Origin of the sequence: Clostridium sp. KNHs205 (assembly GCF_000702945.1) — a bacterium.
In the GTDB taxonomy this organism is placed as follows: Bacteria; Bacillota; Clostridia; order Lachnospirales; family Lachnospiraceae; genus Anaerocolumna.
The window spans coordinates 3,760,844-3,774,924 of the sequence record NZ_JNLE01000003.1; the positions used below are offsets into that span (position 1 = coordinate 3,760,844).

Sequence of the window (14,081 nt, forward strand, 5' to 3'; positions counted from 1 at the left end):
AATCAAAAAAACCTTTTATAAAACCTTCTCTGGACGCTATATCTCCTTTTTATGCCAACATATTTTAGATCTCGTTAAAATCCTCTTATTTTCTATTTATGTCCAAGTGATTTAATTGTTTTAGTTATATATCCCTCGTAGTCATCATATTTCAGTTCCCCAAATAACGGATGGGATATTTAAATTCGTTCAATCGATTTTCTAAAGGTATTTTAACGCCTTTCCATGGATGAGGGTCGTTTTTACCATGAATAGCTACAAAAGGACATTCAATACCTTTGGAAAAAATTCAACAGCTCCTCACTTGCACGCATTGAAGCAACTTCATCCATTAATTGCACTTCCATTATTCACAATTAATGCAATTATAGCATTTAATGGGTAATATTTCAAATTATACAGACAAAGAATTCTTTTCCTTTGAAATTATTTTTTTACCTCAAATCTCTCCTGGATATATTTTGCACTAACCTGGAAGCTCTTAATTGGATCCTTATCTACCCAATTTTTATGAGTTTCTAATACAACCCCTTCTACACCATTTTTGATAGCAATAGCCGAGAGTGTATCAAGATCCATATTTCCCGATCCCAGTTCAGTAGCATTTTCTTTCAGAATTGGTGTCATATAAGGACCAGATTTAGTATAACCCCGGTCATTAATATGCCATAGTTTCATTCGGCTTCCCAGTTTTTCCATTAAAGCCGGAACATTGGCACCACCATCAGTCATCCAGTAACTATCAAACTCGAAATTGACATATGCAGGCTCTGTTTCTTCAATTATTATATCGTAAGCCGTTTTTTCTGGGGTAACCTTTTGCAGTTCACAATTATGGTTATGATATAAAAGTCGTATTCCTTCTTCCGACAGTGCTTTTCCAGCATGATTCAGACGCCTGGCAAGTTCTTTTACGTCATCTGAACTACTGTAATCAAATTTATACATACCAGTAATAACAACAGTATCTGTTCCAAAATTTTTCGCTTCCTCGGCTATCGCTTTCGCATCATTCTCAATGCTCCCCAGGTCGCTGTGTATACTTATGACCTTTAATCCGCTTTCTTTAATCAACTTGGGCCAATCAAGCTTTCCACCATTACCGATAGGCATTCCTGAGAACTTAGTCATTAGTTTTACAAGCATTGAAGACTTGTGAATCATAAAATCATTCAATTCGATAGAATCATAACCAGCATTTTTAATATTAAGTAATGTCTGTAAAGCATTATCGTAATTATTACACATTGTTCCTATCATAATCTGCTGAACTGCTGTCCTGATATGTTCAGAAGCATTGGCATCCTTGCTGTTTACAACATTGTTTTGCTCTGCGCCTCGCTCTATTTTATGTGATTTCACAATTTTATTAATCCGAATATTTTCTTTGATTTCATAACCGGCTATAAATATTGTCAAAAGCATAATGAACACTATGGTTACTTTTAATATTTTTTTCGTCTTACTTTTCATTTAAACCTCTCCTCTTCGTTGACTTTCCTCATTGGTACATTATAATAATATCAACATCTGTCTATTTTACAACCGACAGATGTTTTCAAAATGTCGAATTCAATGGAGGGTCTATGTCAGAAAAAACAAATGCCAGTCAAAGGGTTATGTTAACAAAACGCTTGCTTCGTGAGGCTTTAATAAACATGTTAAAAACCCGTAATATTAATAAAATATCCATTCGTGAATTATGCCAGGTTGCGGAAATTAATCGCACTACATTCTATAATCACTATGGAAGCCAATATGATGTATTAAATGAAATTGCTGACATGTATATTCAAAACACGTCATTTACCGTTATGAATGACCTTGCAGCAGGTAAGAATATTGATGAATGTCTGACTCAGGTCCTGCAATATATGAAAGATAATCTGGAATTTGCGAAACTTATATTAAATCAAGATAATTATGACCTACTCACCCACATCACAATCTCGTTACCGCAATTTGATCATATGGTCATTAAACATTTACCAGAGAACCTGGATTTGGAAGAAAAGAAGGCCATTGCATCGTATGTCCAATATGGAACAGTAAGACTTCTAAAAGAATGGATTCTTACAGACTGTTTGAAATCACCGGAAGAAGTAACTAGGTTAATTTTATATATTGCTGGAAGAACTATTGGTAATTGTTATAATTAAAGAACCAATTAACCAGGTTAAATCTGTTTGTTAAACAATTAATCACATCGATTACCAAAATATAGCACTGATTACTCCTCTGTTATAGTTAATCAGTGCTATCTCACATTGCTGATTCTAATAAAAATAATAGGTAATGATTACTTATGCAGAATCATAGGTACTATTGTTCTGTACAATCTTCCTTTATACAAATCGGAAAGAAATATTCAACCTGCCTATATCCCAAAAAACTTGTAATATCAGGAGCGACAACATGCCACATGGTTTCGTGTCCTGATCTTTCGTCCAGCACAAAGCTTTGATGTTTTGTGATCCAATCCTTAATACCATTGTATGCCCGCAAAGCCTCATTGTAATCAAAGTCAGGCACAATTGCAGTCGCATACATGCCACCCTCAAAATCCACAAACTTAAAACCATTCGTATCAGCGTCTGTAACCCAATCCTCAACAGCATACCACCAAACAGGGCCATTATTCTCCTTATCCCACCACATAAAGTCTCTCGGAAAAAAACGATCCTTTCTCTTTGCATCAAGTTTACCCCACATTTTATCAAATCTTTTATGGTTATTCCCCTGTTTCACACCAGAAGTCACCATTCTGCAGGCAGGTAATTCAATGACTCTTATATCCGGCTTTTTTTCGAGCTTTTGCGTTACTTCTACAAAACGGCCGATATTAGATGGTTTTCCAATATAATCAACCTTGGTCAGATGATCTTCAACCACCTTCGCTTTATCAAACAGCAGTTTAATATGGGATGAATTATTGAAGTTTATTTCTTCAATTTCATGGATAAATTCTAAAACTATCTCTTTTAGCTCATTTAAAAGCGTAACCTCATCCTCTATGCTTTGCACCTTTTTACCTAGGACTTCTAAAACTATCTCTGAGCCGGATGCGTTGAAAATACGCTGAATGTCTTTTATGCTGATGTTAAGCTTTCTCAAGATCAATATCTGCTCAAGTTTTGTTAGGGTAGTCTCGTCATACATCCGATATGCATAATCCTCGCTCCGCACACTGTGTATCAGTCCCATGTCTTCATAATAACGGAGTGACCTGGCTGTTATGTCATATCTTGAAGTTATTTCATGTATTTTAATCATATTTTCCATTATACTGTTCCTTCCCCTTTCTGCACCTTCTATACTATCGGTTTACAAAAAGTATAACACCTCCCCCAAAGGAAGAGTCAAGCTTTTAATTGCTGCCGGCTGAAGGAAGAGCCATGCTTTTATTTTGCTGCTGGCTTGGTGAAGAGCCATGCTTTTTAATTTACTGCCGGCTGCGGGAACCAATGCTTTGTTTTATTAATAAACTTCACGAGTAAAAGCATTACAGGAACCTCTGTTAATACACCTACCGTACAGGCAAGGACTACCGGGTAAGTTAGTCCGAATATAGCAATTGCCACTGCCACTGATAATTCAAAAAAGTCAGAAACTGCAAAATATTTGGGTAAAAGTATTTTGCCATACTTTCAACCGAATACGCCATTCGATTTCCAGTTGAGTTTGCTGTAACGTCTATATAATGAAAGTAATGAAAAAACCCCTCAAACATTTAAGTTTAAAGGGCTAATAAGTCTATCCTTCTTCTTTCATACGTCCAAGTTGCTCCTGCAACTGTTCTTCTGATTCGAATATATTTAAATAAATGCACACAGCCATGGTAAAATCGATAAAAGCATATCCCTTGGCTGTTATTATATTTCTGTCTTCAACAACCCGGGCTTCCTTGTAATTTGGTCTATAATAAGGATCTTTAATCCCCAACTGCTTGATCTTATCTTCAGAACAGGATGTGGTAAAGTTATAGTGATCTAAAACACCGGCTCGTCCTAAGAATTGTGGTCCAAAACAGATGGCAGCAATTAATTTATTTGCCAGTGACATACGTTTTACCAATTCACAGACTTCATTTTGCTCGTTATTTACTTGTCCACCGGGTATAATCAACGCTTCAGCTTCTGTAATATCTGTTATTTCAGAGATTAATTTTTCCGGTCTAATGTAAAGACCAGACTGTGCTAATACGCACTCTTTCGTAGCTGCAATGGTTACTATTTGCTTATTTCCTGTATTTCTTAAGCGGTGTAATAGTAAAGTAATCTCGAAATCAGCCATCCCTTCATAAATATAACAAAGAATCATTGTCAGCTCCTTTAGATTATATGAAATATAATATATATCTTAGATTATAATCACAACATACTTAATCCTTGTCAAACATAGACTGCTTATACATCAATATTTTGCCGATAACCTCATCCATAAATTTAGAAACCTTAGGTATTGTAAAAGAACTTGGAGTATAACCTGGGGTTGGATACCTATTATAATAAATCTCTGATTTCATTTTTTCTATCATTATAGAATTATCCTCAAGGGAATAAAGGTCTTTAAGACAATGTTTGTTTGAGGCTTCCAACAAAGTCCAAAGTTCATCTGCGTTAATATATGTATTTAACAATATTGAATCGATCTCTGTACAGTCTTTTAAATAAGCCCTTTGATAAATATCATCATTGGAAAGTCTTGCCGGAGTCCAAAAGCATCGTGTATTCTCAATATCAGTAATGATGTGACACATATAACCAAACAAAAAATCTGTATTAACACTATTATACCTCTTTTCTAATTTGTGAAGGAAGGACGCTCATGCTACTACAAAAATATTAATAAACTGAATTTCCACAGTTTATATCAAAAGGCATAATCAATAATTTCTGTACCTCTTTTCCATATGCCTTAAAGAACCAATTGATAGCTTTTCCATAATTCTCTTTATTATCAAATTCCCAATAAGAAAAATACTTTACGCATTTCACAATTTTTGTTAACTCTCTTGGCGGGTTTCCAATTTCATCTAAAGTAAAAAAACGTTTAACATATTTGATATCAATACATCCGTCCTTTTGTTTCTGTTCATCTGCTATAATGGTTATAAGTTTTTCGAACTCTTCTAATTTGTCTGGTTTGACCTGAAATATTTTTACCTCTGAAAAAGAATTTTTCATCAACTTTACCTCCGTATGATTAAGGATACTTCTCGTTTATTCGTCGTAACCTAATATCTCTATTTAACACAAAAAGATTATACCTCAATTTCCCAGTTGTGCATATGTTTAGTTTTCCGAAGCAGTTCCCTATCATAACACTTCCATATTTCAAAATAATACTCTTGTCTTACCATGTATTTCGGATTCATTTGTTTTGCCAACTGGTCAAAGGCAATAGATCCCTGATGCAGCTTCTCTGCAATCCTATTAAATACTTCATCATATTTACAATAAGGGCACTTGTTCTCCTGATTTTGGAGATATTGTAAGGTATCTCGATACCCATACCGATGAATATTCGTATTGTACTCTTTATCCCTTAACATCATTTGCAGAACCAGCGTATCATTGATATTCGTGTTAGCCAAATGATCAGCAATGAGATAATCGTCACGATATAGCTTTGCCAAAGCCTGAATCTGTATAAACCAAAATCTATCGGCATTTTCCAGGGGCCAATCAGTACTGTTATCATCCTCAAAAGAACCCAGGGAGGCTTCATCGTAAGTAATCATAGTAGCTGTTTCATCTTGTATAAATTCAAAGCCCATATCATATCGCATTCCATTTTTTAATATTATGCGGTAAAGTTGGTGCTCCTTTACATAAGTAAAGCCTAAATAGCTGTCTTTGGTGATTCCGTACTTCCCCAGCATCTTTCTATATGTATCAGATGAAATTGTATCATAAGGTGATATTTTTATAGTTATGGTCAAATCAATATCACTCAATACATCGTGATAACTCTGCTTTACCGCATCTGCAATATTTTTCTCTATTATTTTATCATTATCCGATTTATCAATAACAATATCTCTAATTTTTACAGAACATGTCTCTGTGTTAGTAAAACCTCGTTTGATTAGTTTTTGCAGTTCTTGTGTAATTACTCTTTGATTAATTTCCATCAGACAATACCCCCAATTGTTTTCATATGCAATATATCGTATATTTTTCGAAAATCCTACTAATAAAAAGATTAGTTTAAATATATCATTTTCTGGATAATATTACAAATAGACATAATTTTTTAATGCCATGCTTCTGTATAATTTATGGGACCGATAACAAAAAATCAATTGGGTCACTACACTCAATAAGCGACTCTCTTTTATTTGCAATTTTACGCTTCATGGTATAAGGAAAATATCTGCAACAAGGATTCATTATAATAAAACATCACAAAGTGTTATATTAAGTGATTTATTTATAAGGAATATCATATATCTACAGGGATAAATATAGATGCAGAAGCAATTTTCGTTGATTCTAATCTAAAATTTATTAAAGGCTATGGAGTTTAATAATATCACTGATATTCTATCATATAATTAAATAGGAATTTTCGCGGAGAAATAAGTATGATTATACATGTCGTACAATTGGGTGATACACTTACATCTATAGCTGAGAGCTATGGAATCTCCATAGACAGTTTAATAATTAATAATGGAATACAAAATCCGAATAACCTGGTTGAGGGACAATGTATAGTTATTGTGTATCCCCAAGCTACCTATATGGTTCAAGAGGGCGATACACTGGCTGGTATTGCTTTTGCAAATAATGTCACAATTATAGAATTATTAAGGAATAACCCCTTTATATCAGACAGAGAATTTTTATTTCCAGGTGAATCTTTGGTTATTAGTTACGGCGAAAAGAAGGGAAAGATAACCACTAACGGTTATGCTAATCCATTTATAGATATAGCGGTATTAAGAAAAACCTTACCGTTTCTTACCTTTTTAACCATTTTCGGTTATAGACTGACGAGAAATGCTGATGTAATTGAACCCAATGATGAAGAGATATTACAACTTACAAAGGTCTATAAGGTAGCTCCTTTGATGCTGATCTCTTCCTTATCTTTTGAAGGTGTTGGAAGTGATGAGGATGTTTATAATATTCTATTTAACGAGGATAATGTTAAAAGATATGCAGAAAATATTTTAGCCGTACTAAAAAGAAAAGGCTTTTATGGTGTAAGCTTTATATTGTCATATATAATAGGTGATATTGTAGAAATCTATAACAGGTTTGCCAGGATAATGGCTGAACGGTTGAACAGTGAAGGGTATGCAGTTTTTATTTCCATTTCTCCGGTGGTTGATGTAGAAAATAACGAAGTATCCTTTGAAAAAATTAATTATTCAGAGATTGCGAAAGAGGCAAATCAGATGGTTATTATGAACTATAATTGGGGGTATTATTTTGGCCCGCCTACACCGGTTTTATCTTTAAGTACTTTACAGCTGTTTATAGATTATTTAATAACCTTAATTCCCAGGGATAAGATGAATATCGGACTGCCGGTAATCGGTTATTCATGGCTGCTTCCCTATTTAATCGGTATAACCAGAGCAAATGCCATTACTTATGATGCTGCAATTGAGCTGGCTTTAACTACAGGTTCCAAAATTCAATTTGATGAAATATCTCAAAATCCTCATTTTGAATATTTTCTTGGTGTTGATATCCCCAGAAAGTATGTTGTATGGTTTGTTGATGCAAGAACTATTGACGCACTGTTAGACCTTGTAATTGTGAATAATTTCCCAGGTATCTCAATCTGGAATATAATGACGTATTTTACGCAGCTGTGGTTGATTATTAATTCACAATATGATATCGAAACAATAATCACATAACCTATGTAAAAAACAGTGGTAATAAGCAGGACCTTGCTGCAGGCTGATTAAACTTAATAAAAGATAAACGACATAAGTTATTATTTGAACAGTTTCCAATTATCTCGTTTCTTCTGAGAAGCAGGAAACTGTTCTTATTTAAATTAGGATTGTTAACCAATACAATATTCCTAATAGAATAGGTTTGTTCTGACGAATTATCAAACACTTTATTTTATTTCCTTATACAAAACCGGGATTGCAGCTGCTATTAAGATCATACCCATAAAGGCAGGGGAAGCATGTCCAAATGTTACATAGATCTTCCCTCCGACCAGTGGACCTATTATTCTTGCCAAAGCCTGAATGGATTGGCTTCCGCCCTGTACTCTTCCTTGTTCATTGGAATTGACAGACTTAGAAAGCATCCCATTAAAGGAAGGTCCGAAGATTGAATCACCAAATCCAAATATAAACATTCCCGCAATAATAAAAGGAAAGAATGAAAACAATGCTGACGCTGCAATAAGTCCATAACCGACTATTTCTGAACACATACCAAGGATTGCTATCTGCGCATCACTAAGCTTTATTAAAAGTTTTGGCATAATAAAGCCTTGTGAAATAATGTCTTGTATGCCCATAATTGAAAACATAAGTCCGATTATCACAGGTGCCCAATTGAACGTATCAATTGTAAATTGTGAAAATACTGCCTGTAAGGAGCCATTGGGCAACCATATTAAAAATGCTGATATCAGGAGCCTTTTTAAACCTTTGATAGAAAGTATGCTTACCAGCTGTGTGAAAGGGTTCAGTCTTACTAAGGTTATCTTTTTCAGTCTGTTATCCTTTTGGAGGCTTTCCGGCATAAAGAAGAAACCATAAAGAAGATTTAATAAAGTAATACCAGCACCAAAATACATAGGTACCGAATAGCCAAACCTGGCAAGCAGCCCTCCAAAGGTTGGTCCAATGGCAGCCCCTACACCTGCAGCTGCACTAATCCAACCAAAGTATTTTGTTCTCTGTTCTCTGGGTGTGATGTCCGCAAAATATGCGAAGATAGTACTAATACTGCCACCTGTTATTCCTTCTATAATACGCCCGGCAAATAGTACCCATAATGCCCCTCCTATGCCAAAAACTAAGTATCCCGCAGCAGAACCCAATAGACATATTAAGAGTAACGGACGACGGCCAAACCTGTCGCTTAATGCTCCTAGCCCCGGAGCGGCAAAGAATACACATACAGCGTAAATAGCAGTCAGAAGTGTAACAACAATCGCTTGATTCTCTGGATTCTTTATATATGGCTCTACTAAGAATGGGACGACTGGTGTTATGATACTGAAGCCTATTCCGCAAAGGAATACAGACATAAGTCCAAATATAAATGCCTTCTTATCAATGGTTTGATTTGTGTTCTTTTGTGATTTGATTGAGAACATTATAATTCCCCCTTTTATAGAATAAAATTTTATCTGACAGAAACAAAATTAACTCTTCTGTATTTTGTTTCCTCGGAAACATTTATAATCCTAGCATATTTTTGTTTCCTTGTCAACAAAATTCAAGTAATAAAAAAGCAGCCTCTCTTCATAGAATATGGCTGCCTGTTAACGCAAATATATTAATTAAATTTCTCTTCTTTGATATCGATACCCTGTTTCTTTATTTCTTCATCTAAGTGCCTGCTATACTTATCTATAAAGTTAAGCATAATGTCATATTGCTCCTGGCTAATCTGCTCAAAGACGGCTTTGTCCCGCTCTCTAAACTCCTGGTGCAAATCTTCGTGGATTTTATAAACTTCCTTCCCTTGCTCCGAAAGACAGAAATAAATTTCTTTTTTGTTCTCAGGCTTCTGATAACTTTCAATTATCCCCTTACTCATGAGCCTTTTCATTATTTTACTTATGGCACTTCTGGTCATATAAAGGGATTCTGCAAGTTTTGTAACGTTGGAATCATTATTTTTTCCAATGTATTCAATGCAATGTACTTCGGAAGATTTGTAATCCTTAAGACTATCTTCCATCTTATACTTGTTAAGCCAAACCATCTTGTTATATATGTCCCTGAAACCTATTAAGACTTGATCTTCTTTGTTCATAACCTGTCCTCCACCCTCTGGTAGTAATAATATTATAATAAACTTCTGCTTCTAATTCAATAAAATTACGATAATTTCCTGCAGCTACTTGATAACCATAACCCATTTATTATCCTCTTTGAAGTATATTAATTTCACGTACATAATAATATCCTGATTAATTATTGTACAGTCGTATTCTAAAGAAGACAGTCCAGAATAGTTCTTACTTTCCATATAATTGACCCTAATATTTCTGATACTTTGTATTTCACCATTCTCATCCATGTATTTTATCAGGAAAGGGGTCGTCATTCCTTTACTCGTGAACCAGCAGGCACAGGCAATTTCTATTCTGGTTCCTTTAATATTCCCTTCATCCGGAGCGTTATTATTTATACCTATACCAAAACAAGACATTTAGCTCAACTCCTTAATTATTGCTGATTTTCAATTTACTATAGTCCACAGTTCTTTTCTCTCTGGTTATTCCGCCAGACATGTGATCAATGGGACTTTGAATGAATACGGCTCTTTGCACAGTATCTATCCCATATCTGTTCCTCAGAGTATCAACCATTAAATCTGCATACTCAAGCTTCTCATAATCTTCCGTATCAAAAATACATAATTGCCTGCCGGTGTCATAATCTTTGATTCTTGAAGTATGAATACCAAGATGTCTTATGGGAGTACCATCCCATAGCTCATCAAAAAGCATACAAGCAATTTTGTGAATTTCTTTGGTTATATTTGTTGCAGTCATCAGAACAGTTTGATGAGAAGCGTAATTAAAGTTGTAATCTTTAATGCCAACTGAGATAACTTCTGCTTTCACATTATCTTTCCTTAATCTGGCGGATACAGTTTCAGCTAAGGCTAGGAGAACCATCCTGGCATCTTCTGCTTTTGTAACATCATGTGGTATCGTTGTACTATTTCCATAGCCTTTATTTGCCGGCGGAGTGGATTGAACCCCTGACAGATCTATACCATTTGCAAAAGCCCAGATAACTTCGCCGTGTTTATTCATATGACTCCTCAATATGCCGGGATCTGTATTTGCTAATTCTCCTATAGTCTTAATGCCAAGATTAAATAATTTCCTGCTGGTTGCCCTTCCTACAAAGAAAAGCTCTGATACCGGCAGAGGCCACATTTTATCTTTGATTTCCTCAGGAAAAAGAGTATGAACTTTATCCGGCTTCTTGAAATCTGATGCCATTTTAGCCAGTATCTTATTGTTTGAAATACCGATGTTAACGGTAAAGCCAAGTTCCCTTCTGATTTGATCCTTAATATAGCTAGCAATTTCAAGGGGAGCTCCCCATAATCCCATAGTACCGGTCATATCTACAAAAGCTTCATCAATTGAATATTGCTCAACATCAGGTGAATACCTGCGTAGTATCTTAATAAAGGCAGCTGATGAACTTTCGTACAGATTATAGTTGGGCGGAACCAGGATAAGTTTAGGACATTTCTGTAAAGCTTCCAAGACGCTCTCTCCAGTTTTTATACCATAACCTTTGGCAGAAATTGATTTTGCCAGTATAATGCCATGTCTCTTACTAACGTCTCCACCTACAGCAGATATCTGTTCTCTTAGATCTTCCCTGCTCCCTAAGCGATTAATACGATACACAGCTTCCCAGCTTAAAAATGCTGAATTAACATCTATATGAAATATTATTTTTTCCATTTGCACCTCCAGAAAGAACATACGTTTGGATATACTATAACAAACAAGTGTTCTTATGTAAAGCGGTAATATATGTAACAAATACAGGAATCATGCCTGTTACAGCAAATATAGGAGCCATGTCTCTCAGAAAATGAAAGCATCGCTCCTATATTTTATATAAACTCACGTAGATTTATTAAATTTTATAAGACTTAACACTAATAAGCAGTATATAAGGAAATTAATCCTTCGTAATATTGGGAATATGTGAGATTGCTTAAGAGAAGTTATAATTACACATCTTTAACACTATATCATATCATCAGCTAATCAAAGAAGGATTTAAGTATTTCCACATATTTATCCGGATACACCAGGCTGAGTTCACCATGCTTCATTGCAGGAGCTATATAAAGTTCACTATTTCTAATCACTTCCTGTAATCGTCTGGCAGATTTTTTCATAATACCAATCTCGCCTTCGCCAACGATTATAAGAACCTTTGATGATGTATTTGAAATACTGTTTTTTAAATGAAAATTACCGTTGCTTAAGGTAATATTAATCAGGGATTGCTTCGTAATCTTTAAACTGTCCTGATAATACCGTTCGAACATATCGTCAGGGACACAGAGAGATTTTGCCTGCATTTTAGAAAACCATTTTTTCTTAACTAATCCATAAAAAAGCTTATACGTTGGGATTGTCAAAGCCGCTGTTGCTTTAATCGGATAGACCAGCGCACTTTCAATAATCGCATATTCTGCTATTTCAGTACGCTGTGAAAGAACCTCTGTAACAATCTGGGCTCCGATGGACAGCCCGCCTATGGCAAATACCTTTCCATTAAAGTTTCTATCAATATAGCTTATGAGCTTTTCTGCAGAGTCCTGGATGCTGACAAATTCTTCAGTACCATTCTCACCATGACCTTCAATAATAGGGGTAACGACATGAAAATTTGATTGCAGTTTGTTGATTACGGATTGTAAAGACCAATACGATAATCCGCCTCCATGTAATAATATAATTGTTGGTAGATGCTTATCTGATGTTTCCTTAAATAACATTATGCCTCCTTGACCCTGTGATACTTTATGGTTTAAATATACCATTTTACGGCTGAGGTATCAAACTAAATTTGATGATTCACAGCTTCTCCAATTTTCTGACAGCAATAAAGCTAAATGATACTCTTTTTGTTATATTATAAAAGCCAAAATCCCTTAACTTTAATACACTAAGGGATTTTGGCGGTTTTATACTTTTGCAGTTTAATTTGCCAGCTTATAACTTTCCTTGGCTATAGGATATTTTTTTATAAAGGCACTTGTACGGTATTTTGCATCTCTTTTGTGATTCTTGAAATCGCTGTCATTCTTCAGAAAATAATCATAGGTTAATATCTGTTCACCAGTATCTGTTATAGGATCGTCCCAGGTCAGGTCCAGGTTATACCATTTGTTATTGATTTTAACTATGTTCCAGGAATGAGAGCCGCCATTGGCCAAGCCGGTTATAACCCTGCTCTCAATACCGGCAACTGTTAATAAACGATAAGCTGCCAGAGAATAACCATCACATACTGCTGTTTTTTCGATTAAGGTATTGTAAGCGGTATGATTTTCCAGGGATTGATCATATACCGTCTTTTTTATAATGTAATCGTGTATTCTTTTAACCTTTGTATAATCACTTTTATCAGTGAGTTTCAAAGCCTTAATAACCCGTTTTATCTCTGTATCCAGTTCTTTCTCCTGCTTTAAGGTGGTCCTGTAGGTGGCACTGAAGTCCAATACGGCAGTCTTACCATTGGTGTACCACTGCCAATGCGAAGACCATTGACTTACTGAAAATCTAAGGTAATCGCCATCTTTGGAGGTGCTTTTATAATCTAATGCAGCTGCTTTATCCAGCAGATCTGTATTTTTACCGATTTTATTCATTACCTCAATATTCATCTCAATAGTAAACTGCTCTTTATGAGCCAGCAGATTCTTTCTGATAATACGGTAAACTTCATCTTGGGAAGTATAGGTCTGGGCATCAGCAGTTATTGGGGGTAGCATCATAAGAATGCAAACGATTACCAGTAACATTTTCTTTAACATAATTACCTCCCTTGCAAGGTGCTTTTCTCAGTTGCAGCTTAATGTATTCATAAATATTCTCTGACCAGAGCTTACACTATATTGTAAAGTACCTTTTAAACTGTCCTTTATAGTATCATATCTGCTGGTGAATTGATTTTCTCTATGAACATTTTATGCTTCACCTTATATTTCGTAATTTTATTGCTTTTTCATAACCGTAATTTTGAAAGTAATATAATTTCCATACTATTTAATCTGCTGCTATTGCTGTAAGATTTAAAATCCTCCTTATTAATTACTAATTTTCTTGAAAAATCACACATAATAAAGTATGATAAATTTATCGCATAA

The 14,081-nt window shown here is 34.9% G+C and carries 13 protein-coding genes and 1 pseudogene; 2 read left to right on the plus strand and 12 right to left on the minus strand.

All coding sequences use genetic code 11. The features are described 5' to 3' along the window. Positions 1-426: 426 nt before the first annotated feature. On the minus strand, positions 427-1,473 hold the full coding sequence (locus BR73_RS0115450) for a TIM barrel protein (protein WP_347463447.1): 1,047 nt from the start codon (positions 1,471-1,473) through the stop codon (positions 427-429). 113 nt (positions 1,474-1,586) lie between these two features. Between BR73_RS0115450 and BR73_RS0115455 the strand changes: the two genes are divergently transcribed. Next, the gene (locus BR73_RS0115455; protein ID WP_033166268.1) at positions 1,587-2,159 is read left to right on the plus strand and encodes a TetR/AcrR family transcriptional regulator; all 573 of its coding nucleotides are present in this window, start codon (positions 1,587-1,589) and stop codon (positions 2,157-2,159) included. 163 nt (positions 2,160-2,322) lie between these two features. On the opposite strand, the gene BR73_RS0115460 is transcribed toward BR73_RS0115455, so the two are convergent. The 5 genes and pseudogenes from BR73_RS0115460 to BR73_RS27505 form a co-directional block, all read right to left on the minus strand. Continuing rightward, complete coding sequence (locus BR73_RS0115460) at positions 2,323-3,282, minus strand: MerR family transcriptional regulator (protein WP_033166269.1); 960 nt, start codon at positions 3,280-3,282, stop codon at positions 2,323-2,325. A gap of 155 nt (positions 3,283-3,437) precedes the next feature. After that, a pseudogene (locus BR73_RS29440) lies at positions 3,438-3,608 on the minus strand (arsenical-resistance protein); the annotation flags it as partial. Between the two features lie 145 nt (positions 3,609-3,753). Further along, on the minus strand, positions 3,754-4,320 hold the full coding sequence (locus BR73_RS0115465; RefSeq protein WP_033166270.1) for a DJ-1/PfpI family protein: 567 nt from the start codon (positions 4,318-4,320) through the stop codon (positions 3,754-3,756). Positions 4,321-4,844: 524 nt separating this feature from the next. Then, positions 4,845-5,186: a hypothetical protein gene (locus tag BR73_RS0115475; RefSeq protein ID WP_033166271.1), complete on the minus strand. Its 342-nt coding sequence runs from the start codon at positions 5,184-5,186 to the stop codon at positions 4,845-4,847. Positions 5,187-5,263: 77 nt separating this feature from the next. After that, complete coding sequence (locus tag BR73_RS27505; protein WP_051685227.1) at positions 5,264-6,136, minus strand: hypothetical protein; 873 nt, start codon at positions 6,134-6,136, stop codon at positions 5,264-5,266. A 453-nt stretch (positions 6,137-6,589) separates the two neighbouring features. Here BR73_RS27505 and BR73_RS0115485 point away from each other — a divergent pair, with 453 nt between their 5' ends. Continuing rightward, positions 6,590-7,879 carry a LysM peptidoglycan-binding domain-containing protein gene (locus BR73_RS0115485; RefSeq protein WP_033166272.1) on the plus strand — a complete coding sequence of 430 codons (1,290 nt, stop codon included), beginning with the start codon at positions 6,590-6,592 and terminating at the stop codon, positions 7,877-7,879. A gap of 209 nt (positions 7,880-8,088) precedes the next feature. Here the strand turns inward: BR73_RS0115485 and BR73_RS0115490 are convergent, their stop codons facing one another. From BR73_RS0115490 to BR73_RS27510, 6 genes are all read right to left on the minus strand, one after another. Continuing rightward, a complete protein-coding gene (locus tag BR73_RS0115490; protein WP_033166273.1) occupies positions 8,089-9,309 on the minus strand; it encodes a tetracycline resistance MFS efflux pump in 1,221 nt (406 codons plus the stop codon). Between the two features lie 182 nt (positions 9,310-9,491). Continuing rightward, positions 9,492-9,974 (minus strand): MarR family transcriptional regulator, encoded by a 483-nt coding sequence (locus BR73_RS0115495; protein ID WP_033166274.1) that lies wholly within the window; start codon positions 9,972-9,974, stop codon positions 9,492-9,494. An 84-nt stretch (positions 9,975-10,058) separates the two neighbouring features. Next, positions 10,059-10,373: a hypothetical protein gene (locus BR73_RS0115500; RefSeq protein WP_051685228.1), complete on the minus strand. Its 315-nt coding sequence runs from the start codon at positions 10,371-10,373 to the stop codon at positions 10,059-10,061. A 13-nt stretch (positions 10,374-10,386) separates the two neighbouring features. Continuing rightward, positions 10,387-11,655 carry a DNA polymerase IV gene (locus tag BR73_RS0115505; RefSeq protein WP_197032671.1) on the minus strand — a complete coding sequence of 423 codons (1,269 nt, stop codon included), beginning with the start codon at positions 11,653-11,655 and terminating at the stop codon, positions 10,387-10,389. A 308-nt stretch (positions 11,656-11,963) separates the two neighbouring features. Continuing rightward, positions 11,964-12,707, minus strand: coding sequence for an alpha/beta hydrolase (locus tag BR73_RS0115510; protein WP_033166275.1), 744 nt, complete (start codon positions 12,705-12,707; stop codon positions 11,964-11,966). Between the two features lie 204 nt (positions 12,708-12,911). Further along, complete coding sequence (locus tag BR73_RS27510; protein WP_051685229.1) at positions 12,912-13,748, minus strand: transglutaminase domain-containing protein; 837 nt, start codon at positions 13,746-13,748, stop codon at positions 12,912-12,914. Between the last annotated feature and the right edge of the window lie 333 nt (positions 13,749-14,081).